This window comes from Pseudomonas sp. GW822-FHT04H02, from assembly GCF_058800645.1.
The window spans coordinates 989,103-1,003,874 of sequence record NZ_JBXAMM010000004.1; the positions used below are offsets into that span (position 1 = coordinate 989,103).

The window sequence follows — 14,772 nt, forward strand, 5'->3', positions numbered from 1 at the left end:
CCTGCGCAAAAGCCGCTAGATTAGGACGCCTGTCTGATACAAACAAAAAAGTGTTCTAGATACACAAGGTGGCCGAGCATGCGCCGTACCCGCTACAAAACCATCGTCGATCACTTCGCCCAGCGCATCCGCGCCGGCCAGCTGTGCCCAGGCACTCAGCTACCGACGGTGCGGGCGCTGATGGCCAGCGAGCAGGTGGCGCTGGCCACGGCGCTGCGGGTGTATCACGAGCTGGAAGCCATCGGCCTGGTGGTGGGCGAGCCCGGGCGCGGTACCTTTGTCCGCGACACCAGCCTGCCCCGGGGCATGGGCCTGGAACAGCACCCGGCCAGCGCCGCCTCGGTGGACCTGGCGTTCAACTACCCGTCCCTGCCCGGCCAGGCGGAAAGCCTGCGCGAGGGGCTGCGGGCGATAGCCGCCTCCGGCGACCTGGATGCCCTGCTGCATTCCGCGCCCCAGGGCGGCCGCCCCCATGAACGCCAGACCGCGGCGCGGCACCTGCGCAACCGCGAGATCCGCGTCGCCGCCGAGCAGGTGCTGATCGTCAACGGCGCCCAGCAGGGGCTGGCGGTGAGCCTGTTGGCGCTACTCCAGCCCGGGGACATCCTGGCAGTGGACGCCCTGACCTACCCCGGCCTCAAGACCCTGGCCCAGGTCCATCGCCTGGACCTCGAAGCGCTGCCCCAGCACAACGGCCAGATGGACCTCGACGCCCTGCAGGCCCTGTGCCGCCGGCGCCCGGTGCGGGCGCTGTACTGCATGCCGACCCTGCACAACCCCCTGGGCACGGTGATGCCCCTGGCCGAACGCCGGCGCCTGGCGCAACTGGCCCGCGAGCATGACCTGCTGCTGATCGAGGACGGCGCCTACGCCTTCCTCGCCGAACCGGCCCCGCCGCCGCTGCAGACCCTGGCCCCGGAGCGCACGCTGTATATTTCCGGGCTGTCGAAAAGCGTCGCCTCGGGCTTGCGCCTGGGGTTTATCGTCGCGCCCCTGGAGATGATCCCGGCCCTGGAACGGGCGATCCGCGTGTCCACCTGGAGCACCCCGTCGCTGACCGTGACCCTGGGCTGCCGCTGGATCGAGTCGGGGCTGGTGGACAGCCTGGAAGAACAGAAGCGCAACGATGCCCGCAGCCGCCAGCAACTGGCCCGGAGGGTGCTCAAGGGCTGCGATTACCAGGCCTATGGCTCATCGTATTTTCTCTGGCTGAAACTGCCGGAAGGACGGCGGGCCGATGCCGTGGTGGCGGCCCTGGAACATCAGGGGGTAACGGTGACCTCGGCCGAGCCCTTCGCCACCACCGCCCATGTGCCCCAGGCGTTGCGCCTGGCCCTGGGCTCCATCGGCCTGCCGCTGCTGGAGCAGGCTCTGGAAAAGGTCCGCAACGAAATCACCCGCTAAGCACACCTGCAGAAGCCCGCGCTTAGCGTCGGGCTGAAAAGAACCTGCCACGTTCATGTTCCACTGCGTGAAGTATCAAAGCGGCCACCGCACCCAGGCTGCAGGCACGAAATGCCGGACGAAAAAAAACCCGCCGAAGCGGGTTTTTTCCAAGACCATCATGACTTCCTGTCTGCAGCATCCGTGCTAATGGTCGACCTTCCCTGATCCTGAGCGCTTCCTGCGCTGCAGTTGTGGGAAAGAAGATTAAACACAAAGCCCGGTGCGCAGAAGGCGCATTGAATTACAGCGCGTGTAGGAAATTCGCTATGCCGCACTTACGCAAACCCCTAGTTCACCCCTCCAGTGCCTGGGCGGCCAAAGCCGCGAGCTTGAGCTGGTGCTGCGCCCCGGGCTGATGATCGTCCTGGAGAAACCAGGCAGCGGACAAACCACTGAAGGCCAGCACCCACTGCACCAGCCGGCGCGGCTCCAGTTGCGCCGCCCGGGCAATCACCTGCACCTGGCGGGCAAAGCGCACAGGGTCGGTGGCGCTGGGCAGGTCCGGGTTGCAGATCAGGTTGGCGAAATCGAAGGTGCGCTCGCCATGGACCCGCTTGGGGTCGATCACCCGCCAGCCGCGCTCGGCGAAGTCCAGCACATTGTCGTGGTGTATATCGCCATGCAGCACCACCGGTTCCCGGGGCGTGGCCAACAGGTGCTCGGCTTCGGCCAGGCAGCGCAGGAACAACCCGCCCTGCTGCGGCGCCGCCTCGCGCAGGTCGGCAAACCAGCGATCCAGCGACACCAGCGGCGGCCGCGGTTGTGCCCGTGGCCGGTGCAACTGTTGCAGGGTGGCGCAGACGATATGGCTGACCTCATCGTGCTGGCCCGCCAGGGCCATGCGCATCAGCGAACCCTTGCCCATGGCGCGCTCCATCAGCAGGGCATCGCCTTGCTGGGCATGAACCCGCGCCGCCCCCTCCCCGGCCCACCAGGCCATCAGCCGGTTGCCGGCCTGCTCGTGTTCATCCAGGGCAATCTTCAACATGGCCGGCGCACCGTCTTGCAGACGCACCGGCAACAGGCGGCTGCCCGGGGTGACGATGGGATCGCCATCGGGCGTCAGGCGCCAGCGTTTCATATAGGTTTCGAACAAGGGGCTGCTCCAGACGGGAAGCGGCCAGTTTCAGGCGACAGGCCTGGCTCTGCAACGTGCCGCTTGCAACTGCCTGTTTCAACCCTGCTGCAGGTAGTTCTCGATATTGCTCATCTGCTCGTCCCAGCCCCGGCTGTTCATGCGAAAGGCCTTGAGCCGGCGCTCGGCGGGAATGCCGTCGAAGCCCGACTCGGTAACCCGCAGCAAGGTACCACCGGCGTGCTCTTCCAGTTCGAACCGGACCAGGGTGCTGGGCTCTGCCGAATAGTCCTGAGCGGGATCGATGGCGTAGGGGTGCCAGCGGAAGGAGAACAGCTCCTGGGGCAGCATCTGCTCCACCAGGACATCCCAGGTCAGGTGCTCATAGCCTGGGTAAGTCACCGCGCCCCGGGCCCGCTGGCCGGGTATGAACTGCTGGCCGGCCAGGGCCACGCCAAACCAGCGGCCGAAGCGTTCGGCCTCGCTCAGCGCCTGCCAGACCTGGGCCGGGTCGGCCTTGAGCAGGATCTTGCGTTCGATGCGATCTGAAGAATTCATGGGCCACCTCCAGTGATGAACACTAGACCTCTCTGAATCGAGCGCAACCTTTATCTGGCCGAAGGACCCACTGATTACCCAGAACGAAAAATGCTACTGTCGCCGGCGCCAATACCTCTGCAAAGGACCTGCCATGCCCCTCACCCTCACCGACCGTTACCGTGGCAGCCTGCTGGGCCTGGCCTGTGGCGATGCCCTGGGCACCAGTGTGGAATTCAAGCCACGGGGCAGTTTCCCCCCGGTCACCGATCTCTTGGGCGGCGGCCCGTTCAACCTCAAGGCCGGACAATGGACCGACGACACCTCCATGGCCCTGTGCCTGGGGGAAAGCCTGTTGCGCAAGGACGGTTTCGACCCCGCCGACCAGATGGGCCGCTACCTCAACTGGTGGCAATGGGGCTACCTGAGCGCCACCGGCGAATGCTTCGATATCGGCATGACGGTGCGCCAGGCCCTGGCCGACTATCAGGAACACGGCCAGCCCTTGGCGGGCTCCAGCGACCCGCAGACCGCCGGCAATGGCTCGCTGATGCGCCTGGCGCCGGTGGTGCTGTTCCATTACCCCGACCTGGCCCAGGTCCGCGAGTTTGCCGGGGCCAGTTCGCGTACCACCCACGGCGCCGCCGAAGCCATCGAATGCTGCCAGCTGTTGGCCGGGCTGATCGCCAAGGCCCTGGACGGTGCCAGCAAGCAGCAACTGCAACGGCTCGACGCCCAGGGCTTTCGCGAGAGCAAGGTCGCGGCCCTGGCCCAGGGCAATTACCTGGATAAAACCCGCGACCAGATTCGCGGCAACGGCTATTGCGTCGACTCCCTGGAGGCCGCGCTCTGGTGCTTCCAGCACAGCGACAGCTATGCCGAAGCAGTGCTGGCCGCCGCCAACCTGGGGGACGACGCCGACACCACCGCCGCCATCGTCGGCCAGTTGGCCGGAGCCTTCTACGGGGCCCAGGGCATACCGCCGCACTGGCTGGCCAAGCTGCACATGGGCGAGGAGATCCAGGCCATGGCCGACGACCTGCTGGCCGCCGCCCGGCGTCGCGCGCCTGCCCGGCCGCTGCATGGCAGTTGCCTGTGCAAGGCGGTGCAATACCGGGTCGACCGCCTGGACATGCCCATCGGCCACTGCCATTGCCAGACCTGCCGCAAGGCCCACGCCGCGGCCTTTGCCTCGACCGCCGGAGTCATGCGCGAACACTTCCAGTGGACCCAGGGCCAGGAACGCCTGAGCACCTACGAATCGTCCCCGGGCAAGCTGCGGCACTTCTGCTCGGTCTGCGGTTCTCACCTGCTGGCGGAGCGCCCGGGGCAGCCCCACGTGATCCTGCGGGTGGCGACCCTGGACGATGATCCGGGGCAGACGCCACAGGTGCATATCTGGACCTCCCACGATGTGCCCTGGCTGGCCGACGAAGCGCTGCAACGCTGGCCCGAGTGGCAACCCAGCCGCGGCTAGACTGTTTCTTCCTCATTGACCGATTGCGAGACTTTCCATGCGTCCGATCCTGTTGCTGGCCCTTGCGCCGCTGCTGCTGCTTGCTCCACTGGCCCAGGCCTATGAGTGCAACAACACCACCCAGACCGATATGAGCCTGTGCGCCAACGTCCAGCACAAGGCCGCGGACAAGGAGCTGAACGCCCTTTACCAACAGATCAACCAGCGCCTGAAAGACCAGCCACACAGCAAAAAGCTGCTGGTCAGCGCCCAGCGCGCCTGGGTGGCGTTCCGCGATGCCGAGTGCAGTTTTTCCACCTCGGGCGTGGAAGGTGGCAGCCTGTATCCGGTGGCCTACAGCAACTGCATCACGGCCTTGACCAAGACCCGCGTGGAGAGTTTCAAACAGTACCTGCAGTGCAAGGAAGGCGACTTGAGCTGCCCGGTCCCCGCACGGTAGGAGCGGGCTTGCCCGCGAAGGCGTCGGCGAGGGCCCTGCACGGCTTGCCGGCCTGTTCGCCGGCAAGCCGGCTCCTATAGGAGCCGGTGGCTGGCGGCGGGGTCAGCGGACGAAGATCTGCGCCGTGGTGATGGCCATGTCGCCGCCCGGCAGGGTGATCTTGCCGATCTGCTTCATGCTCTGGACATCGAAGATCGCCACGTCGTTGAAGGTCCCCGCCAGGTAGATCTTGGTCCCGGCCCGGTTGAACGAGATGCAGTAGTAGGAGTGTTCCAGGGTCGCGGCCTGGAGCAGTTTCTTCTGCTTGATGTCGTACTTGGCCAGGCGGTTGAGCACGCCGAACATCAGGTTGGGGTCCGTGGGCGAGCGCATGCCGCTGAAGTAGATCTCGGTCAGCGGGCCGAAGTCGGTGGTCTCGGTCTTGCCGGTCGCAAGATCGACGCTGAACAGCCCGTACAGCGGCTCGGCGGTAGCCGGGTCCTGCTTCTTGTCCTTGAACTTCGCCGCGGTGTAGAGCAGCGAGAAGTCATGGCGGAAGGTCTGCTGGTTCCACACGTAGAGCACGTCCGGCGCGCTGTAGTTGGGGCGTTTCCAGTGGCGGCTGGGGATCAGTACCTCGAATTTGCCGGTCTTGACGTCGACCTTGTACAGGTCCGGCCCGGCCACATACAGGGTGCCGTCGTCGCCGCTCTGCATGATGGTCAGCTGGCGCGGCGCGGGGAAACTGCGCAGCGGCTTGGCGTCGAGCCCGGCATCGGTGGCGTAGACATCCAGCCGCGGCGCCTTGACCTCATAGCGGTCATTGAGCAACAGGGTCGGGTTGGCCACGGTGTACAGCTCCTTGCCGTCGTGGCTGACGGTGAAGGCGAACATCGAGCGCGCCTTCTCCCCCGGATGCTGGGTGATGCTGGCGTGGAACACCTGCTTGCAGCTGTCGAGCTCGACGCCGTAGACATCCGCATAGTGGTTGTTCAGCACGTAGGCGATCTTGCGGTCCGGCGACAGTTGCACGGTGCCGGGGCCGAAGGCGTCGGGCATCTTGCAGGTCTTGTACAGGCTGTCGGTGGCCAGATCGAGAACGTGCAGGTTGTTCGGGTAATTGGTGGTCACCATGTACTCGTGACCGCTGTTGAGGGCCAGGCCCTCGTCGGCCAGGGCGGTGAAAGAACAGGCGCTGAGAACCGCGCCGGCGGCCAGGCCGCACACTGTGATAGCTCGCATGCTGGAATCCTTGTGCTGTCCGGTTACTTGTCTTTGGGGAAGACGGTGCCGAGGTTGCGCCAGTTGTCGTTGGAGGCCTGGGCGTCCTTGTTCCAGTCGGGGTAGGTGCTCATCATGTCCGGCACCTGGGCCGGCCACCAGCAAGGGTCGGAGCAGCCGTAGAGGTCGGCCTCCATCGGCTGGCACAGCGACGAGACGCCGCCAAAGGCATCGATTTCCCAGCCCGGGTCGGTGGTCGAGGCGCAGCCGGCCACGGAGTTCATCGCCAGCACTTCTTCGATACGGTCCTGGGCCGCGGCCTCGGTCAGTTTCTGAGCTTTGTTGTTGATCGGCTTGAGATGTTTCATGTCAGTGAGCCTTGCGCGGAGTGATGTAGCTGCTGATGAACGCAGGGTTGTGCGCCATGATCCGGCTGTAGACTTCGATGCCGAAATCCACCCAGTCACGCATCAGTTCGCAATAGTGATAAGTCGGATGCGCCGGGTCGCCGTAGCGGGCATAGCTCTCGTGGTAGCAGCCGCCGGAACACAGGTTGCGGATGCGGCAGCTGTCGCAGCCGGTGTTGGTGCGGTCCAGGCGCTGGGACAGGAAGTCATTGAGCTCCATCTGCTTGACCCCACCGTCATGCACATTGCCGAAGGTCGGCAGGGATGAGCCGGTGAAGCGGTGGCACAGGTTCAGCTCGCCCTTGTGGTCCACCGCCAGCATCTTCAGCCCGGCGCCGCAGGGCAGCGCCTTCTTGTGGCCCTCGTGGATATCGGTGATCAGCTGGTGCAGGTTGGAGAAGCCGATATTGCGGTGCTCCAGTGCCGCCGCCAGGTAACGCCGGCCCAGGCGCTTCATGCTGGCGAAGACTTCGATCAGCTCCTCGCTGCTGAGGTTGAAGCTGCTGATGTCCCCCGAGGTCACCGGGGCGAACCCCACTTCGGCAAACCCCAGCTCGTTGAACAGGTGATCCCAGATGGTCTCAAGGTCGGTGACCCCGGTGGTCAGGGTCACCCGCGCCCCCACCGGCCGGCTGTCGTAGCGTTCCAGAAGCATCTGCGCCTTGCGCCGCACCACGTCATAGGTGCCCTGCCCGCCCACGGTGATGCGGTTGCGGTCGTGCACGGTCTTGGGCCCGTCGATGCTCACCGAAAGCCCGAAGCGGTGGGCGTTGAGGTAGTCCACCACCTCTTCGGTGAGCAGGGTGGCGTTGGTGGTCATGACGAACTCGACGAACTTGCCGGCCGCGGCAAAGCGCTGTTCGCAGTAGTCCACCATGGCCTCGATCAGCGGCCGGTTGCTCAAGGGTTCGCCGCCGAAGAACACCACGGTGTAGCGCTCCTCGTCCGGGGACTCCTGGAGCAGCATTTCCACCGAGGCAATGGCCGTGTCCAGGCCCATCTTCTTGCCCGCCGAGGGCTTGTCCAGGTCTTCCTTGTAGCAGTAGGTGCAGCTCAGGTTGCAGCCGGTATTGACGTTGAGCACCACGGTATTGATCGCCGTGCGTTCGACCCGTTTGACGCCGATTTCCGGGGTCAGGGGCGAGCCGTCGCTGACCAGTTCCAGGGCCATCAGCTCGCGCAGGGTGTCGCTGACGTCGGCACCGTCATAGGCGCCGGCCAGACGCTGGATCAAGTCTTCCGGGGTACAGCCCGGGCCGCGCAGCGCATCGATGATGCTGCCGGTCAAGGCATCGCTGGCAAACAGCGAACTGCTGGGGATATGGAACAGCATGCGGTTGGCGTCCACCTGCACTTCATGCAGGTTGCGCTCCACCAGATTCAGAATTGCGCCCATTACAACCTCCTGTGCCTGCCCCGCGTTCGGGGCCTGCGGTCATTGCCTGAAAGTGTCTGTCGGTATCGCTCGACGCCCCTCAGGGAATGGGTGGATTGTTCCAGCGTTGCACGGTGACGATCAGCTGGCCTTCACCGGTCAGGGCCTTGCCCCCCTCCTCCACCGCAGCGATCACCTTGAGGTTGCCGGCGTTGTTGGTGGACATCTTGCGCAGCGGGTTGGGCCCGGCATCCCCCGGGGTGAACACGCCGCTGTCGGCCTGCATGCTGCCGGCGTACTTGACGTCTTCATCCTTGGCCGCCTGGGCGTCGAAGGCCTCGACCTTCCACTGCGCCGGCATCACGCCGATGCGGTAGGCCTTGCCGTCGGCCCCCTTGCCCCAGGCTTCGGCATCGAAGCGGCCCTGGACCTTGGGCGTCGAACCGCCGCCGTCACCGATCCGCGCCACGGCAAATGCCGGCACCACCCTGACCTCGGCGATGCGCTGGTACACCGCCAGCGTCGCGCCCTTGAGGCTGCCGACGCTGACCTCCCGCAGCCCCGGCTGGGCGCTGGCCGCCGCCTTGAGGCTGACGCGGATGCGTTCGGGGCTCTGCTCCAGCACCTGCACGACCTCCACCCCTTTGCCGAAGCTCGGAGTGCCCACAAGGCCCGCGCCCACCAGGGTCACCTCGGCCTCCTCACCGGCCTTCAGGTAACCCGGCTGCACCGCCAGCAACCGCTGGCTGCCTTGGCGGGCGGCGATGAAGTCCAGGCCGCGCTCGTCGTGCTCGGCCTCGAACATCCGCCCTTGCAGTGCATTGCCCTGGGCCGCCAGCACCTGGCGCATGACCACGCCATCCACGGTGACATTGCCGCGCCATTCATAACCGTTGTAGAGGATCGCGCTGCCCTCGCCATTGAACGGGCTGCCATCGGCGTACTGGCCCTTGACGCTGAGCTTGAACTGATCGCCTTCCCCGGCGCTGACGCTCATCACCCCGGCCAGTTCGCCCTTGCCCGGCAGGTGGCCGCTGAAGCTCCAGTCCCCCGCCAGCGCCGCCGCTTGCGGGCGGGCCTGTTGCCAGGCTGTCCAGGCGGGATTGTCGAGGGGATAACGCTTGGCCAGCAGCGGCACCATTTCCTTGAGGGCAGTGGGCAGCCATTCCCGGTCCCGGGACAGCGCCTGGTACTCCAGGGATGGCCATTGCCCAAGGTGGAAATTCACCAGCCGCTCCCATTCCTGGGCCGGCCGGCGTTGCAGGGCGATCCGCGCGCCGGAGTGGCAACGGGCGCACATCTGGGTGGTCTGTTCGTCGAAATGCTCGACGGTGTTCAGCCGTCGCTCCAGGGCGTAGCGCACGCCGTCGGTCTCGCTGGGCGCCAGGCCCTGGGTATCGGCCAGGTACTTGACCAGGGTGCGGCGGTCGTCATCGCTGATTTGCAGCCCGTGCATGGTCTGCATGCGGGCAATGCTCATCAGCCAGCCTTCCGGGGTCTTGCGCTGGTGGCTGATGCGGCTCAGGGCTTCCCCGGCCTCGGGGGTGTGGCAACCCTGGCAGGTTTCCTTGAGGATGCTCTGCGCATCCCGCGCGGCGAAACTCGAAGGGGCATGCAAGGCGGTACAGGTGGCAATGGCCAGCAGGCTGGCACTGAGCCTCAGGCGCAGTCTTCTCTTCATCAACGTCAAACCTCCCACGGTGCTTTCTTATTTTTAGCGAGTCGTTTTTATGGTTTCTGCCATGCCCGGCACGCCCGGTCATGGAGGCAAGAGAAACGTCTGCTGATATGCAATACACGGAGCGTGCCAGCTTATAAAAGAACCCGGAATCAACGACTTGGGCGAAGACGCCGGTCCCTGGCGGGCTTGCGGGTGTTACCCGACGTTCAATTTCGAGACAAACGTCTCAGTCTGAGACAGCGATTAGCCAGCGCCAGAACAGCTCTCAAGGCCGGCGACGAGGCTGTACCGCTGGTTTTCTTTGCAATTGGATCTTGCATTTATCCGGCGGCGCCGCAGAATCACCCCCGCTTTGCCTGCCCCGTCCCATGGGGTGTGCCGCACCTCCCCTCTTACAAGGAACCTGAAGTTCATGGATAGAAGCGCCTGTGCCCGTCTCGGCTCGCTGATCCTCTCGTTGTCTGCCCTGACCCTGGTCGGATGCAAGGAAGAAACCAGTCCCAAGACTGCAGCCGTCGCTGCGGCCCCCGCGCCGGCGGCCATGGTCATGCCGATCTGCGCCAATGGCGAATGCGCGGTTCTGGACCAGGACGGCAAGGTGCTGGTCAGCGCCGACAACGACTACGACGCCGTGGTCGCCCTGCCCCTGGACAAGACCTTCCTGTTCGCCAAGGACGGTACCTGGAACCTCAGCAGCGCCGATGGCAAGCAGACCCTCAAGGCCGCCTTCACCGATGACCTGCGGCTGCTGACCCCGGGCTACTTCGGCTTCGGCCAGGACGGCAAGCTGGGCATCATCGACCAGAGCGGCAAACAGATTCAGCCACCGCGCTTCGACGATCTGTACGTGGGCGGCAACGACGACTTCATCGTCTACGAGATCGGCGGCAAGCGCGGCATTCTCAGTGCCAAGGGCGAGGTGGTGACCGAAGCCCTGTATGACAGCAGCATGGTCCGCGATGACTTCGCCAAGCGCGGCTGGTGGATGATCGCCGAACGCGGCAACGACAAGTGGGCGCTGAACCTCAAGACCGGCGAGCAGAAGAAGATCGACTTCGACAGCATCGACTACTTTGCCAACCAGCATCTGGTGGTCAGCACCGAACAGGGCAAGGCCCTGGCCGATGCCCAGGCCCAGTTGATCAGCGCCGCCACCTACAACTGGATGGGCGAACCGGGTGACGGCCTGGTGGCCTTCCGGGAAAAATACGACAGCCCCTGCGGCTACATGGATTTCCAGGGCAAGACCGTGATCCAGGCCCAGTTCGGTACCTGCCAGGTATTCGGCAAGCAGGGCGCGCTGGTCACCGCCAAGAACGCCGACGGCAGCTCCGGCAAGGCCGGGCTGATCGACCGCCAGGGCCAATGGAAGGTGCAGCCGGTCTACGACTCGGCGGACCCGGCCGGCTTCAGCCCCCTGGGAATGTTCCGGCAGGTACCGGGGCTGAACCAGGTCGCGGTGCTGCAGAACGTGTTCAGCGCCACCTTCGGTATCTTCGATGTGGACAAGGGCGTCGAGCTGTTCAAGCCCACCTACGCCCAGATCGGCGCGATCAATGCCGACCTGTTCGTCTTCAGCACCGCCAACAGCCCGACCAAGCAGGCCACCCTGTTCGGCCAGGCCACCCAGGTGCGTACCGTGGGCCTGATGGACGCCAGCGGCAAGGTGCTGCTGGAGCCGGGCCAGTACGTCGACATCCACCTGGACAACAGCGGCCACTACCTGCTGGCCACCGACGACACCTCGGCCCTGGCCACCTCGGCGCTGTACGACCTCAAGGGCAAGCGGCTGATCCCCGGCAAGTGGCAGGAACTGGTGGTGGACGAAACCCGCGGCGCCATCTTCGGCTATGCCGTGGAAGGCATGGGCGACGATCAGTCCCGCAGCCTCAAGGCCCTGTATCGCCTGGACGGCACTCCGAGCTTCCAGGTCAGCCAGGTCGATTGCGGCGCCGAACAGGTGCACGACGGCCATGACCAGGTGCTGTGGCCGGCCAACCCCCAGGACTACTGCCCGCAGCCTGACGAAGTGGAAGACCAGGGCGAAGGCGACAACGCACAGGGCTGAGGCCCCGAGCGAACCGGTCACGGTTGGGATCAAGCCTGCTAGGATGCGGGCTTGATCGATTCAGCCAACCGGCCCGGATGGGGCCCGACAGGAACTGTCCCATGCTCAATGCTCTGCTCTTCGACCTTGATGGCACCCTGACCGACACCGACGCCCTGCACCTGCTGGCCCTGCAGCAACTGCTGCTGGAAGAGGAGGGCCGGACCTTCACCCAGGAAGAATTCGAAGCCCATGTCAGCGGCCAGGCCAATGCCAACATGTGCCGCTACCTGTTCCCCGAGCGCAGCGTGGCGGAACATGAAGCCTTTGCCGAGCGCAAGGAAGTGCGCTTTCGCCAACTCTCCCCGCAACTGATGCCCATGCCCGGCCTGCTGCGCCTGCTGGATTTTGCCCAGGAGCACGGCATCGGCGTGTGCGTGGTCACCAACGCGCCCCGGGCCAATGCCGAGCACATGCTCGAGGTGCTGGGCCTGCGACAGCGCTTCCAGACGGTGCTGGTGGCCGAGGAGTTGCCTCGGGCCAAGCCCGATCCCCTGCCCTACTTGAGCGGCCTGGAATGCCTGCAGGCCACCGCCGACCAGGCCCTGGCCTTCGAAGACTCGGTACCCGGGCTGACAGCCGCGGTAAAAGCCGGGATCTGCACGTTCGGCCTGGCCACCAGCCAGCGCCCGCAAACCCTGCTGGATGCCGGCGCCCACCGCGTGATCAACGACTTCGACGACCCGCAACTGTGGGCCGAGATCCGGCGCCGGCTCGATCTGCCCTGAAGGGAATGGGATGAGGATATTGGCCAGGCCAAGCGGGAAGGAAACAGCCAGGGAGAAAGAAACGGCAGGAGGGAAAAAGGTGCTCGCCCATCACTTCGGCAGTGGCATCCAGACCGAAGTACCCCCTTTGGCTGGGCGAGCAGGAGGGAATATACGCGGGCTCCAGGGGCAGTAATATCGGACATATCCGAAAACACCCTACGACTTGGGCAAAGATGCTGGAGGTTTATCCCTGCACGACTTTTTTTTCACGGTGCTTTCACCTCGCCGCCCCTATATTGCCAATCACTCCTTAACGAATCCCATTTGGCCCGCGCTACAGCGGGCTTTTTTTTGCCCGGGCTCCAGCGGCCGGCCCCTGGGGCGCCGACTGCTGGCGCGGGTCACTCAGGGAGCCGCCCGCTCCGCAAGCGATGCCTGGGTGGGGACGAATGCCGGCGCCTGCTCGGGATAAAACCGCGCCGCGGCATTGATCACGGCCTGCACCGACGCGGTGACGATATTGGCGTGACAGCCGGCGCCAAAACGTGACCCGGCAACGCCCGGCCACACCGCTTCGACGATTGCCAGCGCCTGCGCATCGGCCCCCGCCCCCAGGTTGCGCTCTTCAAAACTGTCGATGCGCAGCGGCAAGCCCAGGGCGGCCAGGGCCGCCGCGACAGGTCCGTTGCCCACGCCATGCAAGCACGCCTCCTGGTTCCCGGGGGTGGCGACCCGCAGCTCGATCCCCTGCCCCTCGGGGGCATCGAACAACCGATGAGCGAGATACCGCAGGCCGGCCGTGCCCTCTGCACACGCCAGATAGGTGCGCTGGAACACCTCCCATAAAGCGTCGCTGCTCAACTCGGCGTCACTGGCATCAGCCAGCTTCTGCACAATGGCGCTGAACTCGATCTGCATGCGCCGGGGCATGACGATGCCGTGGTCACGCTGCAGCAGGAAAGCGATCCCGCCTTTGCCGGACTGGCTGTTGACCCGCACGATGCTGTCGTAGGTCCGCCCCAGGTCCTGCGGATCGATGGGCAGGTAGGGCACCTCCCAGAAACCGTCGGCCGCCTGGGCGGCAAAGCCCTTGGCGATGGCGTCCTGGTGCGAGCCGGAAAAGGCGGTGAACACCAGGTCGCCGACATAGGGATGGCGCGGATGGATCGGCAGCGCCGTGCATTCCTCGGCAACCCGGGCCACTGCCGCGATATCGGAGAAGTCCAGCCCGGGGCTGATGCCCTGGGTATAGAGATTCAGGGCCAGGGTCACCAGATCCAGGTTGCCACTGCGCTCGCCATTGCCGAACAGGCAGCCCTCCACCCGCTGGGCGCCCGCCAGCAACGCCTGTTCGGCACAGGCCACGCCGGTGCCCCGGTCGTTGTGGGGGTGCACTGACAGCGTGACCTGGTCGCGGCGCTCCAGGCGCTTGTGCATCCATTCGATCTGGTCGGCAAAGACGTTGGCGGTGGCCACCTCGACGGTGGTCGGCAGGTTGATGATGATCGGGCGCCCCGGGCCGGCGTCCCAGGTACGGATCGCGGTGTTGCACATGCGCAGGGACACCTCGAGCTCCGCCATGCAGAAGGTTTCGGGGGAGTACTGCAACACCCATTCGGTTTCCGGGTGCTGGTCGGTCAACTCGCGCAACAGCCTGACATGGCGCTCCACCAGGGACTCGACCTCGTCCACCGAAAACCCGAACACCACGCGCCGCCAGACCGGGGCGATGGCGTTGTACAGGTGGACGATGACCCGGCGCGCACCCTGCACACTGCGTACGGTTTCGCGGATCAGGTCCTCGCGCAGTTGGGTCATCACCATGGGGGTGACGTCGGCGGGAATCCGCTGCTGCTCCACAAGCTCGCGGACCACCTCGAAATCGGTACGCGAGGCGGCGGGGAATCCCACTTCGATTTCCTTGAAGCCCAGGCGCACCAGTTCCTCGAACAGGCGCAGCTTGCGCTCGCGGTTCATCGGCTCGAACAGCGCCTGGTTGCCATCGCGCAGGTCGGTGGACAGCCAGATCGGAGCCTGGGTGATGGTACGTGACGGCCACTGGCGCGAGTCCAGGTCCACGGGAGCAAAGGCACGATATTTGGTATGGGGATGGGCGAGCATACTGACCTCGAAAGCACAATGGAGAACGCGATGGATCTCCCCTGCTTTCATCATGGAAAGCGCTTCGAGGCCGGAGTCTGGGGGAGATCAGCCTGGGTGCCAGGTTCCTGGCAGCACCGGCAGACCCCGGCCGTAAGGCAGGGGTAGCGCTAGTAGCAGGGTCAGGAACAGGGGGTTCATGGGCGGTTGCAACCGTC

At 65.2% G+C, this 14,772-nt stretch carries 12 protein-coding genes and 1 pseudogene; 6 read left to right on the forward strand and 7 right to left on the reverse strand.

Annotated features, from left to right (window positions below; translation table 11 throughout):
• The first annotated feature begins 78 nt into the window (after positions 1 to 78).
• A complete protein-coding gene (locus tag AC1RMG_RS21765; RefSeq protein WP_015636436.1) occupies positions 79 to 1,404 on the forward strand; it encodes an aminotransferase-like domain-containing protein in 1,326 nt (441 codons plus the stop codon).
• Between the two features lie 334 nt (positions 1,405 to 1,738).
• Here the strand turns inward: AC1RMG_RS21765 and AC1RMG_RS21770 are convergent, their stop codons facing one another.
• Positions 1,739 to 2,542, reverse strand: coding sequence for an aminoglycoside phosphotransferase family protein (locus AC1RMG_RS21770; RefSeq protein WP_011062394.1), 804 nt, complete (start codon positions 2,540 to 2,542; stop codon positions 1,739 to 1,741).
• Positions 2,543 to 2,620: 78 nt separating this feature from the next.
• A complete protein-coding gene (locus AC1RMG_RS21775; RefSeq protein ID WP_011062395.1) occupies positions 2,621 to 3,079 on the reverse strand; it encodes an SRPBCC family protein in 459 nt (152 codons plus the stop codon).
• A 133-nt stretch (positions 3,080 to 3,212) separates the two neighbouring features.
• Between AC1RMG_RS21775 and AC1RMG_RS21780 the strand changes: the two are divergent.
• From AC1RMG_RS21780 to AC1RMG_RS21790, 3 genes and pseudogenes are all read left to right on the forward strand, one after another.
• Positions 3,213 to 4,112: pseudogene (locus AC1RMG_RS21780) on the forward strand (ADP-ribosylglycohydrolase family protein); the annotation flags it as partial.
• Positions 4,086 to 4,535, forward strand: a complete 450-nt coding sequence (locus tag AC1RMG_RS21785; RefSeq protein ID WP_225368814.1) for a GFA family protein — start codon at positions 4,086 to 4,088, stop codon at positions 4,533 to 4,535. The pseudogene AC1RMG_RS21780 and the gene AC1RMG_RS21785, both read left to right, overlap by 27 nt.
• Positions 4,536 to 4,572: 37 nt before the next feature.
• Positions 4,573 to 4,974 (forward strand): lysozyme inhibitor LprI family protein, encoded by a 402-nt coding sequence (locus AC1RMG_RS21790; protein WP_169894098.1) that lies wholly within the window; start codon positions 4,573 to 4,575, stop codon positions 4,972 to 4,974.
• Positions 4,975 to 5,076: 102 nt separating this feature from the next.
• Here the strand turns inward: AC1RMG_RS21790 and peaD are convergent, their stop codons facing one another.
• The 4 genes from peaD to peaA all read right to left on the reverse strand — a co-directional run bounded on the left by peaD (position 5,077) and on the right by peaA (position 9,637).
• Complete coding sequence (gene peaD / locus AC1RMG_RS21795) at positions 5,077 to 6,195, reverse strand: quinohemoprotein amine dehydrogenase subunit beta (protein WP_493170233.1); 1,119 nt, start codon at positions 6,193 to 6,195, stop codon at positions 5,077 to 5,079.
• Between the two features lie 23 nt (positions 6,196 to 6,218).
• Complete coding sequence (qhpC, locus tag AC1RMG_RS21800) at positions 6,219 to 6,542, reverse strand: quinohemoprotein amine dehydrogenase subunit gamma (RefSeq protein ID WP_011062399.1); 324 nt, start codon at positions 6,540 to 6,542, stop codon at positions 6,219 to 6,221.
• 1 nt (position 6,543) lies between these two features.
• Entirely contained in the window at positions 6,544 to 7,977 is a 1,434-nt protein-coding gene (gene peaB / locus AC1RMG_RS21805) for a quinohemoprotein amine dehydrogenase maturation protein (protein WP_015636440.1), read from the reverse strand.
• Positions 7,978 to 8,056: 79 nt separating this feature from the next.
• On the reverse strand, positions 8,057 to 9,637 hold the full coding sequence (peaA, locus tag AC1RMG_RS21810; protein ID WP_493170235.1) for a quinohemoprotein amine dehydrogenase subunit alpha: 1,581 nt from the start codon (positions 9,635 to 9,637) through the stop codon (positions 8,057 to 8,059).
• A gap of 412 nt (positions 9,638 to 10,049) precedes the next feature.
• Between peaA and AC1RMG_RS21815 the strand changes: the two genes are divergently transcribed.
• Complete coding sequence (locus AC1RMG_RS21815) at positions 10,050 to 11,705, forward strand: WG repeat-containing protein (RefSeq protein ID WP_041774387.1); 1,656 nt, start codon at positions 10,050 to 10,052, stop codon at positions 11,703 to 11,705.
• 101 nt (positions 11,706 to 11,806) lie between these two features.
• The gene (locus AC1RMG_RS21820) at positions 11,807 to 12,472 is read left to right on the forward strand and encodes an HAD family hydrolase (protein ID WP_019094095.1); all 666 of its coding nucleotides are present in this window, start codon (positions 11,807 to 11,809) and stop codon (positions 12,470 to 12,472) included.
• A 387-nt stretch (positions 12,473 to 12,859) separates the two neighbouring features.
• Here the strand turns inward: AC1RMG_RS21820 and AC1RMG_RS21825 are convergent, their stop codons facing one another.
• A complete protein-coding gene (locus AC1RMG_RS21825) occupies positions 12,860 to 14,575 on the reverse strand; it encodes a 2-isopropylmalate synthase (protein WP_493170238.1) in 1,716 nt (571 codons plus the stop codon).
• Between the last annotated feature and the right edge of the window lie 197 nt (positions 14,576 to 14,772).

Bases quoted from the DNA above. Each gene is read 5' to 3' on its own strand.
- AC1RMG_RS21765 (WP_015636436.1), top strand. From the start codon at position 79: ATGCGCCGTACCCGCTACAAAACCATCGTCGATCACTTCGCCCAGCGC.
- AC1RMG_RS21775 (WP_011062395.1), bottom strand. From the start codon at position 3,079: ATGAATTCTTCAGATCGCATCGAACGCAAGATCCTGCTCAAGGCCGAC.
- AC1RMG_RS21785 (WP_225368814.1), top strand. From the start codon at position 4,086: ATGGCCGACGACCTGCTGGCCGCCGCCCGGCGTCGCGCGCCTGCCCGG.
- AC1RMG_RS21790 (WP_169894098.1), top strand. From the start codon at position 4,573: ATGCGTCCGATCCTGTTGCTGGCCCTTGCGCCGCTGCTGCTGCTTGCT.
- peaD (WP_493170233.1), bottom strand. From the start codon at position 6,195: ATGCGAGCTATCACAGTGTGCGGCCTGGCCGCCGGCGCGGTTCTCAGC.
- qhpC (WP_011062399.1), bottom strand. From the start codon at position 6,542: ATGAAACATCTCAAGCCGATCAACAACAAAGCTCAGAAACTGACCGAG.
- peaB (WP_015636440.1), bottom strand. From the start codon at position 7,977: ATGGGCGCAATTCTGAATCTGGTGGAGCGCAACCTGCATGAAGTGCAG.
- peaA (WP_493170235.1), bottom strand. From the start codon at position 9,637: ATGAAGAGAAGACTGCGCCTGAGGCTCAGTGCCAGCCTGCTGGCCATT.
- AC1RMG_RS21815 (WP_041774387.1), top strand. From the start codon at position 10,050: ATGGATAGAAGCGCCTGTGCCCGTCTCGGCTCGCTGATCCTCTCGTTG.
- AC1RMG_RS21820 (WP_019094095.1), top strand. From the start codon at position 11,807: ATGCTCAATGCTCTGCTCTTCGACCTTGATGGCACCCTGACCGACACC.
- AC1RMG_RS21825 (WP_493170238.1), bottom strand. From the start codon at position 14,575: ATGCTCGCCCATCCCCATACCAAATATCGTGCCTTTGCTCCCGTGGAC.